This window comes from Paenibacillus sp. J22R232 (assembly GCF_056269165.1).
In genome coordinates, this window is sequence record NZ_JBWDNK010000004.1 from 27870 (window position 1) to 45538 (window position 17669).

The window sequence follows — 17669 nt, forward strand, 5'->3', positions numbered from 1 at the left end:
GTCATAGGCATTTGTATTTGATATAATATAGAGATGCGAGCAGAAGCTCGTTCCTTGCTCCATTTATGGGGCCGCTAGTCCAAGAGGAGGTGAAACAATATGCGCAAATATGAAGTAATGTACATCGTTCGTCCAGACGTTGAGCAAGAAGCCTTGCAGGCAATCGTTGACAAATTCCATGGCATTATCTCCAACGGCGGAGAGGTCACAAAGCAAGATGTGAGCGGAAAACGTCGTCTTGCGTATGAAATCAACAAGCTTCGTGATGGTTATTTTATACTGGTACATTTCAACGCAACGACTGAAGTTGTGAATGAACTTGACCGCATCATGAAGATTACGGATGAAGTTATCCGTTCGTTGATCGTCAGAGACGTCGCTTAATCCACGCTGGATTGTTCGATTGGGAGGTCAGAAACGATGTTGAATCGTGTTATACTAATTGGTAGATTGACGAGAGACCCAGAGCTTCGCTATACGCCTGCAGGTGTTGCGGTTACACAATTTACGCTAGCGGTAGATCGTCCGTTTACGAGCGGCGGTCAAGGCGAACGTGAAGCGGATTTCATTCCGGTTGTAACTTGGCGTCAACTGGCCGAGACTTGCGCCAACTACTTGCGTAAAGGCCGCTTAACAGCGGTTGAAGGACGCATTCAAGTTCGGAATTACGAGAATAACGAAGGCAAACGCGTCTACGTAACGGAAGTTATCGCTGATAACGTACGGTTCTTGGAGTCCAACAAAGACGGCGGCGGCTCGCGCGAAGAAGGCGGAAGCAGCTACAGCGGCGGTACAAGCAGCGGCGGCGGATCTTACGGCGGCAACGCTTCCCAAAGCGGCGGTAACCGGCCATCTGGCAATAACTCACGTAACGACAGCCGTGATCCTTTCCAGGATGACGGACGCCCGATTGATATATCAGAGGATGATTTGCCATTCTGATATCGGAGTAGCAGATACTTCGCATATCGATGGAACGGTTATGCAGCCTTTATCGCAATATAAAGCAGCTGTGTAATTGTACAATTTTCAACGATAAGGAGGATACCTATCATGGCTTTCAAGCAAAGAGATAACGGTGGCGACGAGCGTCCAGAACGTAAGTTCAGCGGACGTAAAGGCGGACGTAACAAACGCCGTAAAGTGTGTTTCTTCACTGTAAACAAAATCACTAAAATTGACTATAAAGATGTTGATTTGTTGAAAAAGTTTATCAGCGAGCGCGGCAAAATCTTGCCACGTCGTGTGACTGGAACAAGCGCGAAATACCAACGCTTGCTTACAATTGCAGTTAAACGTTCACGTCAAATCGCATTGCTTCCTTACACGACTGAATAGGTCGTGAAGTGAATATGCACCAAAACGGAGGAGCCTGTCACCAAGGGCTCTTTTTGTTTATTAAGGGGCCTTATGCATAAGGGCCTCTTTTTGTTGTATGCTAAGCCAAACAAGTGAGAGGTGTTTGTGAATGCAGTTTATACTTTATTTGGCAATCATCATTGCGGCGACCAAAGCGGCTGGCCACTTGTCCGTGAAGCTGGGGCAGCCAGCCGTGCTGGGCAAGCTAATCATGGGCATTATTCTGGGCCCGGCTTTTCTTGGCTGGGTACAGCCTGATGACTTCATAGATCACTTTGCGGAAATAGGCGTGCTGCTGCTTATGTTTATCGCGGGGCTGGAAACGGATTTGGATCAGCTGCGGCAAAACTGGAAATCCGCATTCGCGGTAGCAATCGGAGGAATTATTTTACCGTTTATTGGCGGGTATGCCGTTGCTTCAGGGCTTGGATTATCGCAATCCGAATCCTTGTTCTTGGCCCTGCTGCTCTGCGCAACCTCCGTTAGCATTTCCGTTCAGGCATTGAAGGAGCTGAATCAGCTTAATTCGAAGGAAGGCAGCACGATTCTAGGAGCAGCGGTTGTAGATGATGTCGTCGTTGTCATCCTGCTGGCTGTAATGCTCAGCTTGCTGGGTACGACGGAAAGTGTGTCGATTCCAGCATTAATCGGTAAAAAGGCATTGTTTTTCGTCGTTGTCATTGCGGTTTCCATCTGGATTATTCCGATCTTCATGAAGCTGATAGCAAAGCTTAAAGTAACGGAAGCGCTGATGAGCGGTGCGTTGATCGCTTGTTTTTCTTTTGCATATTTTGCGGAGAAGATGGGAGTAGCGGGGATTATAGGAGCATTTGCCGCGGGGATAGCCATTTCGCAAACAACGTTCAGACATGAAGTGGAGAAGAAGGTTGAGCCTATTGCATATACGCTTTTTGTTCCCGTGTTTTTCGTTAGCATCGGGTTGAACATTACATTCAATGGCGTAGGCAACCAACTCGTATTTATCATTGTGCTATCCCTAGTTGCTATTCTCTCAAAGCTGTTCGGCGGTGGGTTAGGTGCAAGGCTGACGGGCTTTAATAACCGTTCGTCGCTTGCGATTGGTGCCGGGATGGTATCGAGAGGAGAAGTAGCGCTTATTATTTCGGCAAGCGGATTGCAATCCGGACTGCTGCCGCAGAATTATTTTACAGCTGTAGTTATGGTCATTATGATTACGACACTGGTGACTCCGCCTATGTTGAAGCTTATCTTTCCGTCGGCTGCAAAGGAAAATACGGCAAAAAGATAATTACCCAGCTAAGGATGAAGCTTAACGGAGCAATTGTCATGTATGGGCTGTTTTAGCCATTCCCGAGTCCCCCATTCGCGTTTAGGTTTAAAGTAATGCTACAATAAACCAAAATGATTGCCTTTATGGGAAGGAAAGGGACTTCAAGATGGAAAATGCAAAAACGGGAACCGACCGATTCAAACGGTTTATCCTGAATAATAAATTCGTTTTATTTCTGCTTGTGCTGCTGCTAGTCGGGCTAAATATTATGGTGCTTACCAAAATATCGTATATCTTTACGCCGGTTACGGTGCTGCTCAAAACGCTGCTTTTGCCTGTCATATTAGCGGGAATCGCTTACTATTTGCTTAATCCGATCGTGGATTATTTGGAGCGCAACCGCATCAAAAGAGTGTACTCGATCATTCTTTTATTCCTGCTTGGAGCAGGGCTTATTACGATATTGCTCGTTGCGGTAATCCCTTTTCTCAATGAACAGGCGGTTAGCTTCGTCAACAATTTCCCTAAGTACGGTGACCAGCTGCGCAAAAATTTCGAGGATTTTATGGACAGTCCCGGTTTTATGCAGATTCAGGAATGGTTTAACTTAAACCCAACGGAGCTCTCCGGAAATATCACGGAGCAGGCAACCTCGCTGCTGAATGGCACGCTGTCGAGCGTAGGATCGTTCGTAGGCGCGATCAAGGAAGTTTTTCTAGCCATTGTGACGCTGCCGTTCATCCTGTTCTATCTTCTCAAGGATGGGAAGCATTTGCCGCAAGCGATTGTCCGTTTTCTGCCTAACCAGCTGCAGCCGCAGTCGAAACGTATCATGGCAGAGATGAATGGCCAGATCAGCAGCTATATCAGAGGCCAGATTATCGTTAGCTTCTGCATTGGCATGCTGCTGTATATCGGATATTTGATCATTGGATTGGAGTATTCGCTTGTCCTAGCGTTAGTTGCAGCCTGTACAAGCGTGATTCCTTACCTCGGGCCAGCTATTGCGATTACGCCTGCTTTGGTCGTAGCGCTCGTCACATCTCCTGTTATGCTGCTGAAGATGATCGTCATTTGGACGATTGTTCAGCTTATTGAAGGCAAATTCATTTCACCGCAGATTATGGGAAAAAGCCTGCAGATCCATCCGATCACGATTATATTCGTCATCTTAACGGCCGGAAACCTATTCGGGCTGGCAGGAATCGTGTTAGCCGTTCCTGGCTATGCGGTGCTAAAGGTTATTGTCATTCACTTGTACGATTGGTTCACGAGCCGTTCTTCGCTGTACAAGGAACAGTTGCACGAGGATCAGCCGTCATAACATACGGAAGCGGCTCAACAGCTTGTAGTACGAATAAACAATGCCAAAGGCCAGCACATAGGACAAGAAGGTATAGCCGATATTCCAACCGTTTCCGTAGGACACTTTTCCGAATAGCAAGGCAGTGAATTCAAGCAGCGTCGTAAAAAAGATAAACAAAAACAAAACGAGCCCCGTCTTGCTCTTGTGAGATTGTATTGCCAGGATCATGTAGCTGCCAAGGATGGGGTAGAGGCCAAGGTCAAGCGGCATGGCGGAGACAGATTCGTCATTCGGGATAAACGGCGTGAAATCCCAGAACCCCATTTGGAAGCCAAGCGAGTTGATGACTAAGGAAGCGACTGCGCCAATCGGACAGATGAGGAGTAAGATTCTCGGATTGTTCCGTATGAGCGGAATAGCAGCGAGCCAAGGAATAACCAAACCACAAATGATATTAAGGACCATATCAATATGCATGCCCATTCCTCTCCTTTTTCTTTTTTATTAAGATGCCCTTGATCTCAGTCCGCGTATTCATACACCATCAAACAAGGCAGATGTCATTGGACATCTGCCTTGTTTGATGGTGTATGAATTTATAGGTTTCACGCGATAAAGTATTCTTCTATTTCTACGAGAAACGGATACCCTTCTCTTGCAGAGGAGGGTATCCGTTTCTTCTTGTGATTAACCGATTTCAGGTTTTAGCATAGGCTGGCGGGGTGTGATCGTCAGCTCTACCTTGTTGATGCGGTGCTTGCTTACCTCGCGGATCGTGAAGGTCAAATGATGAAAGTCGAACTTCTTGCCGGGTTTCGCTTCTTCCATCTCACTGTAAAGCCAACCGCCTACGGTATCGACTTCCTCATGGGTCAGCTCCGTGCCAATCAGGTCGCCAAGCTCGGTAAGCGAAACTTTGCCGTCCAGGAGATAGGACGTCTCGGATATCATCTCAATGTCCTTGCGTTCGTCGGCATCGAATTCGTCCCTTATATCCCCAACGATTTCCTCAAGAATATCCTCGATGGTAACAAGACCGGATGTGCCGCCGTATTCATCGACAACAATGGCAAAGTGTACGCGTTCCTGCTGCATCCGTGTCAGCAAGGTTTTGACAGGCAGCACCTCAGCTACGGACATGACCGGCTGGATAAGGGTTTGCAAATCAATCTGCTTGTTCTCTTGATACTCAAGAAACAGCTGCTTGGTATTGATCATGCCTACGATATTGTCCTTGCTGTCTCCTGCAACAGGAAAGCGGGTATATTGCTCCTTGCGGATAATGTCCATGTTTTGCTGCAAAGTATTGTTCTTATATAAAACGGTCATATCGGTACGCGGAACCATAATTTCTTTTGCCAAAATTTCGTCAAAAGCAAATATGCGATTTACATATCCGTATTCCGTCGTGTTGATTTTGCCGCTTTCAAGGCTGTCGCTTAATATAATTTGAATTTCTTCTTCGCTGTGGGCATTCTCATGCTCCTTGGCCGGCTTTAAGCCGAACAAACGAACTAATGCATTAGCTGAGCCGTTTAAGAGCCAAATAAATGGGTACATGACCTTGTAGAACAGAATAATCGGTTTAACAACGGCGAAGCTGACAAGCTCTGCCTTCTGAATCGCAATGCTCTTCGGGGCAAGCTCGCCGATGACCACATGCATGAACGTTACGCCGATAAAGGCAATGACGAATGAAAGAATGTGACTGATATCGCTGTTGAGGTGCCATGCTTCGAATAGCGGGAGCAATAATTTTTCTACGGTTGGCTCTCCGAGCCATCCGAGTCCGAGCGCCGTAATGGTTATGCCGAGCTGGCAAGCCGATAGGTATCCATCTAAATTACTGACTACACGTTGAACGGCAAGCGCGTTTTTCTTGCCTTCAACGACTAATTGGTCGACTCGGCTAGTCCGAAGCTTGATAATGGCGAATTCGGTAGCAACGAAAAAAGCAGTGAGCACAATTAGTAAAGCAAATAATACTAGATTAAGTCCTATACCCATATGAAATATTCACGATCCTTCTTGTTTCGATTTTTTGGTTTCATTTAATAGTACGAACTTTCTGCCAATTCTTCAAACCTCTGAATCGGTGATAAATTGCGGTAAGCGTTCAATTAAGCGCATTTGGAGCGTTGGGCTAATCGATATTAGACATTTTCTTTGAATTACGAGGTGATGTTAATGGTTTTAAGAGTAGTTCTTATGAACTTATTAAAAGAACAAAAAAGAACGGCTAAAGGCCGTTCCATTTTGAAGCAATAGTATTAAAATTTACTGGCTTGCTGCTCTGACCAGTCGCCAATAACAGGAAGCTTATTGAGCTTGCCTTGCAGCGTAAGCAGCATAAGGCCAATCCACAGAACAAAACCGACGGGCACAAGCAGTAGCCCGAGCAACCAGCCGATAACGGGAATAAAGCCAAATAGCAGGTTAAGGACGATGAGGGAGACTGACACTACGATCGATTGCACGGCATGCAGTCTGACGAAGCGGCTATTCTTTTCTAGAACTAGGAATATAATGCCGGTAATAAAGCCGCCGAGATAGCAAAGCAAGCCCGCTACTTTAGGGTCCAGGCCGGTTGAGGAGCTGTCCGGTTTCAAGGATGGGGGATGATCCACAATTTTCACCCTTTCTATATTTTACATAATCTTTCCTGATTGTATTCGCCGCGAGTTAGGACTAGACCTCTTTCTATTATAAAAAAATATCCATTTCTGGTATGATTCCATTGTAAAAGTTTTGTAACCTGTTTCGACAATATATCGTCTAAACTGAGAATGCGTATTTATAAAAGAATAGACCAGATAGGAGAAGTCATCATATTATGAATAAACGTAAATGGATGTATGCAGCGTCAGCCGCAGTGGTTATCCTTGCCGTTACTGTTTTTTTCAATCGCGGGGCATTGGCCATGCTGGGATTCGATTGGTTTCTGGAAGGACATGTGGAGAAGCAGCTGGAGCAGACCTATAAACCGATAGATGGACGGGAACCCATTCCGGTTAGTACAATAGATAAGAAGCAGGATCCGTTCTCCGTCCTTCTGCTCGGCGTCGATCAGCGGGGCAAGGAAATCGGGCGCTCCGATACGATGATCTACACGGTTGTGCGTCCCAATGACGGCGACATGCTGATGGTCTCGATTCCACGCGATATGTATGTGGAGATCGTGGGCAAGGACAAAGAAGATAAAATTACTCATGCTTATGCGTTTGGCGGAGCAGGAATGGCGATGGACACCGTAGAAAAGTTTCTAGACGCGCCGATTAATTATTACGCTTCTATTAACTTCGAAGGCTTCCGCAATGTAATAGACACGCTTGGAGGCATGTCGCTCCCGATTGAAGAGGACATGGTTAATGATGACGCCGACCACGAGAAGTTTGTCATCAAAGCCGGGCAAGAAAGCTATAATGGTCAAGATACGCTGAATTACGTGAGATACCGTGAAGATGCAGGCGGGGATATGAACCGTACGGAACGGCATCAAATCTTTTTGGGCCTTCTCATGGACAAAGCAAAGCAAATGAATCAATGGTCCAAAATTCCTGAGCTAATGAATATTATGGGCGAAAACTTCAGCACGGATATGCGTCCGCAGCAGCTTGTCGATCTAGGCCAAAGCATGCTGCAGGCGAAGGATCGGAATATATACAGCCATTCTCTGCTTGGAAGCGGACATCGCTTGAAGAACGGCGGGCCTTGGTATTATTTTGCCGATGAAGAGGATTTGTCGAAGGTACAGACGATGATAAAGAGCTGGTTGAATGCGGATGCGCCTGCATCCAGCTTGATATTGCCGGATAAGTACACAGTGAACAAGGTGAAAGAGGTAGGCTCGCTATCGAGCAGCGAGGATTCCTCCAAGCAGTAAGCCTGCTTGCTCCGATCCGTCTGCTGCCTTCGGCCAACAGGAATAGGGGAAACAGCAAACGGAACGGAGTGGTTGGGGAATATGAATATTGCTTTCTTTTTGTTGCCGAAACAGGAGGTCGTTTGCCTTACGCAGGATGCGACGCTTAGACAGACGCTTGAACGCATGGAATATCACCGATATACGGCAGTACCTATTATTAATGATGACGGCGGTTATGCCGGTACGGTGACGGAAGGCGATCTTCTATGGTACATCAAGGACCATGCCGATCTGACGCTGGATCAGACGAATAAGGTAAGGCTTGCGGATGTGCCGCTTCGCATGAATAACAAGACCGTTCGGATCGATGCCAATATGGATGATCTGATCTCGCTCGCGAAGCTGCAAAACTTCGTGCCCGTCGTCGATGATATGAACCGGTTCATAGGCATCGTCAGGAGAAGCGAAATAATCGATTACTGCCAGAAAATTATTATGGAGCAGCATAATGTACTGCAGGATAAATAGCCAATAAGCGTTTCTGGCATGGATCGCAGGTATTAAGTTTAATCGCGGCAGGGCAATCTAATAAAAACGGAGACGGAATGGAGTGACTGTTCCGTCTTTTTTGTTTTTTCGGGGGAAGCGGGGCGCTGGCGTGAATGTGCGTGATATGTTTTGCTTTTATGCTATAATGAGTTGTAAAAGTTTCGTAAGAAACCAGATTATATAAGCAAGAGGTGAACGGTTTGAGAACCGGCTTGAAACCAGTGCTGTGGAGCTTTGCGGCACTCCTTTTATTATTGACCCTGTTAGTACCGCTCTTAAATGTTTTTGCCATGCTGCTGCTTATGGTGCCGTATGTCGTGCTTTATACGACCTTGTCGCCCAAAGCGTTTGCGCTGCATCTGCTGCCCGTATGGGTGCTGGCATTTTTTATCGGTGGTCCGGCTACGCTTATTATCGGATTGTTCTTTCTCATCCCGTCTATTGTGATGGGCCACTTGTATATTAAGCAAGCGCCTGCTTCGAGGGTGGTTCGGACGGTCGGCGTTGTCGTTCTGGCGCAGTTGATGCTAGAGCTGCTCGTATTCGAGGTGTTCTTGGATCTATCGCTCATCAAAGAACTGAGCTCATTCATCCGCGTGTCGGTTGAGGACCTTATGGCGCAAAGCTTATTGTCAAAGGAATGGGATTCCAGCCTGACAGAGCTGGTTATCCAAACGATGGTCAACTCTATTCCGGTGACTTTTATTATGATCTCCTTTACGATCACTGCAATTGCGCAGTTTTTAGGTCGCAGAGCCGTGAAATGGAGCGGCGGTCCAGAGGTGCCAAGGTTCACGCGCGCAAGAGAATGGCGTCTGCCGCGTCTGCTTGTCGTATTGTACTTAATTACTTATGTAATGGAGCTATTCTCATCCACAACGAACGAGTCGTTCTTTTCGGTCGCTTTGCTAAACCTGGTTCCTTTGCTTAGTTTTGTTTTTGCGTTTCAGGCTGTCGGATTCTTCTTCTTTCTCGCTCACCAGCGAGGATGGAATAAAGCGGTGCCGGTGCTTATTGCAATTCCGGTGCTATTGTTCCCGCCGCTTAGCTTAATTGGTGTGCTGGATACTGCTTTCCCAATCCGCAAGTCGTTTACGAAACCATAGCACAGGAGCGGATAGGAAATGCCGAAGTTTTTGGTTACGCGTTGGCACGGCATGCATCAGGTATGGGCTTTTGCCCTGATGGTGTTGATGTCGGTGGCGCTTGCTTGGTTTGAATGGCTGCTTGGCCTGATCGGGCTGCTGCTTACCAGCGGAGTCTTGATTTATACCGTAATGGCGGAGAGGGCTTTCCGCAAAGATCTTAAAACGTATTTGGGCACATTGTCATATCGGGTGAAGAAAGCGGGCAACGATGTTGTCAGCGAGCTTCCCTTCGGAATTATCCTATATAACGAAGATCGAATCGTAGAGTGGCATAATCCTTATATTACGGACATGACCGGGTTAGAAACGGTCATTGGCGTGCCGCTAGCCGAGATATTCCCATCCTTGCAGCAGGTTAAGGAGCGGGAAGGCACCGTGGAAGCAACGGTGGGCTCGCAGGTATACCAGCTGATCTTCAAGCCGAAGGAACGGATATTGTACGTAAAGAACATTACGGAGCTGTGGCAGCTTGGCCGTAAATATGACGACGAGAAGCTTGTGCTGGGCGTTGTCATGATCGACAACCTTGAGGAAGTTACGCAGGGGCTCGACGATCATCAGCGCAGCTCGATGCTGGCAAAGGTCACAACGGAAATTACCGAGTGGGCGCAGAAATATCATATTTATTTGAAAAGGCTCACGTCGGACCGGTTCCTGCTTGTAACCGATCAGCGTACGCTCAAGCAGCTTGAGCAATCCCGCTTTGTCGTGCTTGATGAGGTAAGGGAAATTACCGGCGACCACAAAATTCCGGTTACGCTGAGCATTGGGTTTGCGGCGGGTGCCGAGCATATTATCGAGCTTGGCCAATGGGCGCACACAAGCCTTGATATCGCGCTCGGACGCGGCGGAGATCAAGCTGCCGTTAAAGTGGGGAGTCGCCAGTCATTCTATGGCGGCAAGTCGAATGCGGTCGAGAAACGGACGCGGGTACGGGCGCGTGTCGTTGCGCATGCGCTCCGGGATTTGATTCGCGAGAGCCATAACGTTGTCATTATGGGCCACAAAATGCCGGATATGGATGCAATCGGTGCGGCAATCGGCGTGATGAAAGCGGCGCAGCTGTTCGGCAAGGAAGCTTATATCGTATTAGAGGGCGTTAACCCTGCTATCCAGAAGATGATGGAGCTTATCCGGGAAGACGAGAAGCTCTCCAAGCGATTCGTATCGCCAGAGCAAGCGTCGGCGCTTATTACGCCGCAGACGCTCGCGGTCGTCGTCGATACGCATAAGGTATCGATGGTGAAGGAGCCGAAGCTTCTCACGCAAACGGACCGCATCGTCGTAATTGACCATCATCGCCGCAGCGAGGAATTTATCGCGAATGCGATCTTGGTTTACATGGAGCCGTACGCATCGTCGACTTGCGAGCTCGTTACGGAGCTGCTTCAATATATACATGACCGTGTCGTACTCGATGTTAGGGAGTCAACGGCGCTTCTTGCGGGCATCACCGTGGATACGAAGAGCTTCTCTCTCCGAACGGGAGCGAGAACGTTCGAGGCTGCATCATTCCTGCGCCGCAATGGCGCTGACTCCATGATGATTCAGCGGATGCTGAAGGAGGATCTGGAGGAGTACGTACGCAAAGCCGAAATCATTAAGCATGCCGAAGTGTTGTATGAACATGTAGCCATTGCCGTTACGGAGTCTGGCCGCAAATATTCGCAGCTGCTCATTGCCCAATCGGCCGACACGCTGCTCAATATGACCGACATACTGGCTTCCTTTGTTATCGGGGAACGGGCTGACGGTCTCATCGGCATCAGTGCTCGCTCACTCGGTCATATGAACGTGCAGGTCGTAATGGAACGCATGGGCGGTGGCGGGCATTTGACGAATGCGGCCGCTCAGCTTGAAGGTTCGGTAGTGGAAGTTGCCGAACGACTGAAACAGGTATTGGACGAAATCGAAACGGAAGAGGGGTTATTTGAATGAAAGTGATCTTTTTGCAGGATGTTAAAGGACAAGGGAAGAAAGGCCAAGTAAAGGATCTTTCCGAAGGTTATGTACGTAATTTTCTATTGCCGCAAGGGCTGGCGAAGCTGGCGTCTGACGGCAACCTGAAGACGCTTGAGGTTCAGACTGCTTCTGAGCAAAAGCGCAAGGAGAAAGAAAAGGAAGATGCGCAGGCGCTTGGCAAGAAGATGGAGGAAATGACGGTTGTCATTAAAACCAAAGCCGGCGAAGGCGGAAGATTGTTCGGTGCCATCACGAGCAAGCAAATCGGTGAGGCGCTGGCGGCGCAGGGCATTAAAATCGACAAACGCAAAATCGAGCTGGATGATCCGATCCGTACGCTGGGCGTAACTCAGGTCATTGTTAAGCTTCACCCTGAAGTGAAGGCGAAGCTAAGCGTTCAGGCGAGCGAAGAATAGAAAGCGACCCGGGCTTGTGCAGCAGATTTGCTACGCAAGCCTTCGCTTATGTATAGGATGGGGGTTTGCTACGCAAACCTAAGTTAGTGCTTGTGAAGAAGGATTTTCTACGCAAACCTTAAGTTAATGCTTACGAAGTAGGTTTGCTACGCAAACCCTAAGTTAATGCTTACGAAGTAGGTTTGCTACGCAAACCCTAAGTTAATGCTTACGAAGTAGGTTTGCTACGCAAACCTTAAGTTAATGCTTACGAAGTAGGTTTGCTACGCAAACCTTAAGTTAATGCTTACGAAGTAGGTTTGCTACGCAAACCTTTTAGGAGGTTCCCAATGAGTAACGAGCTGATGTTTGACCGAGTTCCACCGCAAAATCTAGAGGCTGAACAAGCTGTTATCGGAGCCATATTGCTGCAGTCGGAAGCGCTCATTACGGCGATGGAGCGGGTGCGCAGCGAAGATTTCTACAGCGGTCCCCATAGACAAATCTACGAAGCGATGGTTGAGATAGCCGAGAACAACCAACCGGTCGATCTCGTGACCTTGACCGCGCATTTGCAGGATCAGCATCTGCTTGAAGAAATCGGCGGCGTCAGCTATTTGGCGAAGCTGGCCAATTCGGTGCCGACAGCGGCGAACGTTGATTATTACGCGCAGATCGTCGAAGAGAAATCGATGCTTCGGCGTTTGATTCGGACCGCGACCAATATCGTCTCCGATGGATATGCCAATTCCGATGATGTCGGCGTCCTGCTTGGGGACGCAGAGAAACAAATTCTAGAGATATCGAATCGCCGCTCCGGCAGCGGGTTCATCTCCATCAGGGACGTACTGATGGAGGTGTTCGAGAAGGTTGAGCAGCTTTACCAGGATAAGGGAGGCACGACGGGCATACCTTCGGGCTTTACCGATCTAGACCGGATGACCGCCGGCTTCCAGCGAAGCGATTTGATTATCGTTGCTGCCCGTCCTTCCGTAGGTAAAACGGCATTCGCGCTGAACGTGGCGCAAAACGTCGGCGTGCGCGCCCGAGAGACCGTGGCCATATTCAGTCTGGAGATGTCAGCGGCGCAACTGGTTCAACGTATGATCTGCGCCGAAGCGAATGTTGATGCACAGCGCATGCGTACAGGACATCTGGAAGGCGACGATTGGGAGAAGCTGACGATGGCGATTGGCTCCTTGTCGGAAGCCCAAATCTTTATTGATGACACGCCGGGGATTACGGTAGCGGAGATTCGTGCCAAATGCCGTCGTCTGAAGAAGGAAAAAGGGCTTGGCATGATTATGATTGATTACTTGCAGCTCATCTCCGGCCGCGGTAAAGCGGGCGAGAACAGGCAGCAGGAGGTATCCGAGATTTCACGGACGCTGAAGCAAATCGCACGTGAGCTTGAGGTACCGGTCATTGCGCTTTCGCAGCTTAGCCGGGGAGTCGAGCAGCGGCAGGATAAACGTCCGATGATGTCCGACCTTCGGGAATCAGGTTCGATTGAGCAAGATGCTGATATCGTATCCTTCCTATACCGGGATGACTATTACGATAAAGAGTCCGAGAAAAAGGATATTATCGAAATTATTATCGCAAAACAGCGTAACGGACCAGTCGGCACGGTTGAGCTGGTGTTCCTCAAAAAGTACAATAAATTCGTCAGCATAGACCGGGCGCATCAGGATCCGATGCAAGCCTCTTAATATCCGAACAATTGCATGGGCATCTATGCAATTGTTCGTTTTTAGTTTGACTTCTCGCAGATGGACTGCTACACTATTAATGCTGTCTTTTGACTGGCATCACGTAGCAATTGTTTCCTTTCTTATGAAGGACATTTCGTGACGCAGCATTTGGACGGTAATTTTCGGTGCTTATAAACACCGGACGGGGGTATAATTATGTCTACGGTTGTTGTTGTTGGTACACAGTGGGGAGACGAAGGTAAAGGCAAAATCACTGACTACTTGGCAGAGGGAGCCGACGTCGTCGCTCGTTACCAAGGGGGAAACAATGCCGGACACACGATCCTTATTGATAACAAAAAGTATAAATTGACGATGATTCCATCGGGTATTTTCAATCATAATAAAACTTGCGTCATCGGAAACGGGATGGTTATCAACCCGGAAGCGCTGATCGACGAAATTAACTATATTCATGATAACGGCTTCTCCACGGACAACTTGAAAATCAGTGACCGGGCACATGTTATTATGCCTTACCATCTTGTGCTTGACGGTCTTGAGGAAGACCGCAAAGGCGACAACAAGATCGGTACGACTCGCAAAGGCATCGGCCCTTGCTACATGGACAAAGCTGCCCGAAACGGCATTCGTATCGCTGATTTGATGGATGCGGAGGAATTCGAAACTAGAGTTCGCAGCATCATCATCGAAAAAAACCAATTGATCGAGCAAGTCTACGGAGGTTCGCATTTGGATGCGGATTCCATCGTTCGCGACTACCTCGGATTCGCTGAAGTTCTACGCAAATACGTAACAGACACATCCGTTGTTCTTAACGATGCAATCGATGCGGGCCAGAAGGTCCTGTTCGAGGGCGCGCAAGGCGTTATGCTTGATATTGACCAAGGCACTTATCCGTATGTAACCTCTTCGAACCCATCGGCTGGCGGCGTATGTATCGGTTCGGGCGTAGGCCCATCGAAGATTCAGCAAGTCATCGGCGTAGCCAAAGCTTACACAACCCGCGTAGGCGACGGACCTTTCCCGACGGAGCAGGATAATGAAATCGGCCAATTGATTCGCGATAAAGGCCATGAATACGGCACAGTAACAGGCCGTCCGCGCCGCGTTGGCTGGTTCGATACGGTTGTCGTTCGCCATGCACGCCGCGTAAGCGGCATTACGGGTCTTTCCCTGAATTCACTTGATGTGCTTACAGGTCTAGAAACGGTTAAGATCTGCACAGGCTACAAGCTGCGCGGCGAAGTGATCGAAACGTATCCAGCAAGCCTCAAAATGGTTTCTGAGTGCGAAGCGATCTACGAGGAGCACCCAGGCTGGTCGGAAGATATCTCAAACGCCAAGACGCTTGAGGATCTGCCAGTGAATACGCGCAATTACTTGAACCGCGTATCGGAGCTTACGGGTATTCCGATTGCGATCTTCTCCGTAGGACGCAACCGCGAGCAAACGAACCCGGTTCGCCCGATTTACGAATAGAATGCTAACTTAGAAGGATGGCCCTATGGCCATCCTTTTTTGCATGTTTTGGCATAAGAGAGAATGCCTGTCCCTTTTGTTGACCATAATGGTATATAACAGATTATGGTAACGGCAGCTTTAAATAAAAGAAAGATAGGCTGCGCAACGAAGGGAATGTGGCAAATGTTGAAACGAATCGGATGGCTGGGTAAGCTGGTTGCTTCAGGACTGATTCTAAGCTTCCTATGCATATGGACGACCGGATATATTGTTACTAGTTATGTAGAGTCGATACTAAAACAATTCAATCTGCCGCTTGAGGTGCCGCCTATGGCCATGTCAGGCGTATGGGGCAAGCTCTGGGGAGCCGACCCGTTAGTCACGACGGATCTTGCTGAACAAACGGAAACGCAGGAGCAAGCGAGTACTAAAGACACTTCAGAAGCGAAAAAGGAAGATACTCCAGGAGCGATTACTGAGGGGAATACAGACGAGGTTACTGAGGATAAAACAGAAGCCAATGCGCAGCAAGAGACGGAGAAAGATCCACCGGCATCGGTTGACGCTTTCAGCCAAGCCTCGGATCCTCCGCTGACGGATATTGGAATTGGTGGAGGTACGCAGGCGGGAGCAGGTTCGGCGCCAGATAGCGGAACCGTCGTAGAGGAAGGCGTGGCCGGAATGGATGGCAGCGAGACGGCAATGACAACCGATGAGTTGACGGAAGTGAAGGAGCAGATGTCCGACAAGGACAAGGATGAGCTGTTTGGCCTATTAATGAGCAAATTGCCCCAGGAATCATGGCAAACCATCTCGCAATTTATCGAAAACGGGCTGACGGAACAGGAGCTGACAGACATCCAACAGATCATGGCACAGCATCTCGACAAGACAGAATATAGCCAAATGATGGACATTCTGAAGAAATATTAATATTACGAACGTCTTGTAAAGGTTGCTCCAATTGTTGGGCATATGTTAAAGTATTAGGCGAGTGATCCGACAGGATAATTCGCCTTTTTTTATTGTCGGAAGCCAGAAAAATAGTTGCATAAGCGCGAAAAGGAGACAATCATGACCGTTTTCAGGGACAAGGGTCGGATTCAGAAGGTATGGAATCAGTCGATTCAGTACTTTCGGCGTGACCGATCGCAACACTTGAGTGGCAAGAAACAGCAACAACCTGCAAGCGATAAGGCCAAATTGCCTATATGGCGGAAGAAACCGGTTCAATTGGCAGGGGGAGCTCTCGTTCTCCTCACAGTAGCAGGATTTAGCGGAATCCAATATGTCCAAGCAAACACAGTCGAATTTTATAACGTATATATGAACGGCACAGCGGTTGGAACCGTAAGCGACCCACAGGAAGTAGAACAGCTTGTTCTTCTGGAGACGGAAGAGGTTCAGCAAGCAAATCCAGGACTGAATATGGTGCTTGATACCGGAACGATTACATACGAAGCTACTCAAGCCTTCAAGGGAACGCCTGAAACGGATGTCACATTGGACAAGCTCGAGGGCTTGTTTGCATCTCATGCGGTTGGCGTAGAAGTAAAAGTAGACGGCAAAGTAATCGGCATCGTGAAGGATCAGCAGACAGCCGACGACGTATTGCTGCGCGTACAAAGCAAGTTCGCGCCTGAGCTTGCCGCGGCGAAGAAGAATCAGAAGGAAGTTAAGTCCCTTTCCTTCGACCCTAACGAGAAAGCGGCACCTGCAGAAGAAGCCAAGCCTGCGTCTAAGACGCCAGGGCGTGAAGTAACGGAGGTCGAATTCATCGAGGCTGTTATGACAGAATCAATCGATATCGATCCAGAGCAGATTATGGAAGCGGAAGCGATCTATAAGATGCTTGTGCAAGGCAGCATTCAACCTACCAAATACACGGTACAGGCCGGGGATTGCGTCGGCTGTATCGCGCAGAAGTTTGATATTTCACCTGAAGTCATCTATAAGAATAATGCTTGGATCAAGGATGACAAAATAACGATTGGCGATGTACTCGATCTAACGGTCCTTCAGCCGGAGCTTACGGTTAAGACCATTGAAAATTTGGTGGAGGTCGAAACGATTGAGCCGCCGGTTGAGATTAAGAAAAATGCAGACATGCGTGTCGGCGAATCGAAAACTATTTCCGAAGGGTCGGCTGGCTCGAAACGATTAACGTACCGGATTACCAAACAGAACGGTTATGTTGTCTCAGAGGAGCTTCTTACAAAAGAAGTCATCAAAGAAGCAATGCCTAAAATCGTCGAGAGAGGTACAAAGGTTATTATCGGCGAAGGAACAGGCCGTTTCGCGATGCCGGTATCCGGATCACGTTTGACGAGCAAGTTCGGCAAGCGCTGGGGCCGTATGCATAACGGTATTGATTTAACCGGCAACAAGAATATCCATGCTTCCGATAACGGCATTGTTGAATTTGTCGGCACGAAGCCAGGTCTAGGCAAGACGATTATTATCAACCACAAAAACGGCTATACCACGGTTTATGGACATCTAAGCTCTTACAAAACGAAGGTAGGCGCCGTTGTTGAGCAAGGCGATACTATCGGCATTATGGGCAGCACAGGAAACTCAACGGGCGTACATTTGCATTTCGAAGTGCATAAGGACGGCGTTCTTCAGAATCCATTAAAGTACTTATAATTTAT

General features: G+C 48.3%; 17 protein-coding genes. 14 read left to right on the forward strand and 3 right to left on the reverse strand.

What is annotated here, in order from left to right:
• Positions 1 to 99 precede the first annotated feature (99 nt).
• The 5 genes from rpsF (at position 100) to AC0YN3_RS14050 (ending at position 3935) form a co-directional block, all read left to right on the forward strand.
• Entirely contained in the window at positions 100 to 384 is a 285-nt protein-coding gene (gene rpsF, locus AC0YN3_RS14030) for a 30S ribosomal protein S6 (RefSeq protein WP_139990857.1), read from the forward strand.
• A gap of 36 nt (positions 385 to 420) precedes the next feature.
• Positions 421 to 942, forward strand: a complete 522-nt coding sequence (gene ssb / locus AC0YN3_RS14035; RefSeq protein ID WP_308997673.1) for a single-stranded DNA-binding protein — start codon at positions 421 to 423, stop codon at positions 940 to 942.
• Between the two features lie 111 nt (positions 943 to 1053).
• Positions 1054 to 1338: a 30S ribosomal protein S18 gene (rpsR, locus tag AC0YN3_RS14040; protein WP_053373429.1), complete on the forward strand. Its 285-nt coding sequence runs from the start codon at positions 1054 to 1056 to the stop codon at positions 1336 to 1338.
• A gap of 130 nt (positions 1339 to 1468) precedes the next feature.
• The gene (locus tag AC0YN3_RS14045) at positions 1469 to 2629 is read left to right on the forward strand and encodes a cation:proton antiporter (protein WP_475775662.1); all 1161 of its coding nucleotides are present in this window, start codon (positions 1469 to 1471) and stop codon (positions 2627 to 2629) included.
• A gap of 148 nt (positions 2630 to 2777) precedes the next feature.
• A complete protein-coding gene (locus tag AC0YN3_RS14050; protein ID WP_475775663.1) occupies positions 2778 to 3935 on the forward strand; it encodes an AI-2E family transporter in 1158 nt (385 codons plus the stop codon).
• Here the strand turns inward: AC0YN3_RS14050 and AC0YN3_RS14055 are convergent.
• From AC0YN3_RS14055 to AC0YN3_RS14065, 3 genes are all read right to left on the reverse strand, one after another.
• Positions 3930 to 4394, reverse strand: a complete 465-nt coding sequence (locus AC0YN3_RS14055; protein ID WP_475775664.1) for a CBO0543 family protein — start codon at positions 4392 to 4394, stop codon at positions 3930 to 3932. The genes AC0YN3_RS14050 and AC0YN3_RS14055 overlap by 6 nt on opposite strands.
• Positions 4395 to 4604: 210 nt before the next feature.
• Complete coding sequence (locus tag AC0YN3_RS14060; RefSeq protein ID WP_475775665.1) at positions 4605 to 5924, reverse strand: hemolysin family protein; 1320 nt, start codon at positions 5922 to 5924, stop codon at positions 4605 to 4607.
• Positions 5925 to 6187: 263 nt separating this feature from the next.
• Positions 6188 to 6544, reverse strand: a complete 357-nt coding sequence (locus AC0YN3_RS14065) for a DUF4870 domain-containing protein (RefSeq protein ID WP_475775666.1) — start codon at positions 6542 to 6544, stop codon at positions 6188 to 6190.
• Between the two features lie 206 nt (positions 6545 to 6750).
• On the opposite strand from AC0YN3_RS14065, the gene AC0YN3_RS14070 reads away from it, so the two are divergent.
• From AC0YN3_RS14070 to AC0YN3_RS14110, 9 genes are all read left to right on the forward strand, one after another.
• Positions 6751 to 7800: an LCP family protein gene (locus tag AC0YN3_RS14070; protein ID WP_475775667.1), complete on the forward strand. Its 1050-nt coding sequence runs from the start codon at positions 6751 to 6753 to the stop codon at positions 7798 to 7800.
• Between the two features lie 81 nt (positions 7801 to 7881).
• A complete protein-coding gene (locus AC0YN3_RS14075) occupies positions 7882 to 8310 on the forward strand; it encodes a CBS domain-containing protein (RefSeq protein WP_475775668.1) in 429 nt (142 codons plus the stop codon).
• A 221-nt stretch (positions 8311 to 8531) separates the two neighbouring features.
• Positions 8532 to 9437, forward strand: coding sequence for a DUF2232 domain-containing protein (locus AC0YN3_RS14080; RefSeq protein WP_475775669.1), 906 nt, complete (start codon positions 8532 to 8534; stop codon positions 9435 to 9437).
• An 18-nt stretch (positions 9438 to 9455) separates the two neighbouring features.
• Positions 9456 to 11417: a DHH family phosphoesterase gene (locus AC0YN3_RS14085; RefSeq protein ID WP_475775670.1), complete on the forward strand. Its 1962-nt coding sequence runs from the start codon at positions 9456 to 9458 to the stop codon at positions 11415 to 11417.
• Entirely contained in the window at positions 11414 to 11857 is a 444-nt protein-coding gene (rplI, locus tag AC0YN3_RS14090; RefSeq protein WP_441942858.1) for a 50S ribosomal protein L9, read from the forward strand. The genes AC0YN3_RS14085 and rplI overlap by 4 nt, the downstream gene beginning before the upstream one ends.
• A gap of 329 nt (positions 11858 to 12186) precedes the next feature.
• Entirely contained in the window at positions 12187 to 13548 is a 1362-nt protein-coding gene (gene dnaB / locus AC0YN3_RS14095) for a replicative DNA helicase (protein ID WP_183563370.1), read from the forward strand.
• 198 nt (positions 13549 to 13746) lie between these two features.
• Positions 13747 to 15033: an adenylosuccinate synthase gene (locus AC0YN3_RS14100; protein ID WP_441942859.1), complete on the forward strand. Its 1287-nt coding sequence runs from the start codon at positions 13747 to 13749 to the stop codon at positions 15031 to 15033.
• A 165-nt stretch (positions 15034 to 15198) separates the two neighbouring features.
• Positions 15199 to 15948, forward strand: coding sequence for a hypothetical protein (locus AC0YN3_RS14105; protein WP_475775671.1), 750 nt, complete (start codon positions 15199 to 15201; stop codon positions 15946 to 15948).
• A gap of 141 nt (positions 15949 to 16089) precedes the next feature.
• The gene (locus AC0YN3_RS14110) at positions 16090 to 17664 is read left to right on the forward strand and encodes a LysM peptidoglycan-binding domain-containing M23 family metallopeptidase (RefSeq protein ID WP_475775672.1); all 1575 of its coding nucleotides are present in this window, start codon (positions 16090 to 16092) and stop codon (positions 17662 to 17664) included.
• Positions 17665 to 17669: the final 5 nt, after the last annotated feature.

Coding starts and splice junctions, on each gene's coding strand:
- ssb (WP_308997673.1), top strand. CDS start 421: ATGTTGAATCGTGTTATACTAATTGGTAGATTGACGAGAGACCCAGAG.
- rpsR (WP_053373429.1), top strand. CDS start 1,054: ATGGCTTTCAAGCAAAGAGATAACGGTGGCGACGAGCGTCCAGAACGT.
- rpsF (WP_139990857.1), top strand. CDS start 100: ATGCGCAAATATGAAGTAATGTACATCGTTCGTCCAGACGTTGAGCAA.
- dnaB (WP_183563370.1), top strand. CDS start 12,187: ATGAGTAACGAGCTGATGTTTGACCGAGTTCCACCGCAAAATCTAGAG.
- AC0YN3_RS14075 (WP_475775668.1), top strand. CDS start 7,882: ATGAATATTGCTTTCTTTTTGTTGCCGAAACAGGAGGTCGTTTGCCTT.
- AC0YN3_RS14085 (WP_475775670.1), top strand. CDS start 9,456: ATGCCGAAGTTTTTGGTTACGCGTTGGCACGGCATGCATCAGGTATGG.
- AC0YN3_RS14050 (WP_475775663.1), top strand. CDS start 2,778: ATGGAAAATGCAAAAACGGGAACCGACCGATTCAAACGGTTTATCCTG.
- AC0YN3_RS14100 (WP_441942859.1), top strand. CDS start 13,747: ATGTCTACGGTTGTTGTTGTTGGTACACAGTGGGGAGACGAAGGTAAA.
- rplI (WP_441942858.1), top strand. CDS start 11,414: ATGAAAGTGATCTTTTTGCAGGATGTTAAAGGACAAGGGAAGAAAGGC.
- AC0YN3_RS14110 (WP_475775672.1), top strand. CDS start 16,090: ATGACCGTTTTCAGGGACAAGGGTCGGATTCAGAAGGTATGGAATCAG.
- AC0YN3_RS14055 (WP_475775664.1), bottom strand. CDS start 4,394: ATGCATATTGATATGGTCCTTAATATCATTTGTGGTTTGGTTATTCCT.
- AC0YN3_RS14070 (WP_475775667.1), top strand. CDS start 6,751: ATGAATAAACGTAAATGGATGTATGCAGCGTCAGCCGCAGTGGTTATC.
- AC0YN3_RS14060 (WP_475775665.1), bottom strand. CDS start 5,924: ATGGGTATAGGACTTAATCTAGTATTATTTGCTTTACTAATTGTGCTC.
- AC0YN3_RS14045 (WP_475775662.1), top strand. CDS start 1,469: ATGCAGTTTATACTTTATTTGGCAATCATCATTGCGGCGACCAAAGCG.
- AC0YN3_RS14105 (WP_475775671.1), top strand. CDS start 15,199: ATGTTGAAACGAATCGGATGGCTGGGTAAGCTGGTTGCTTCAGGACTG.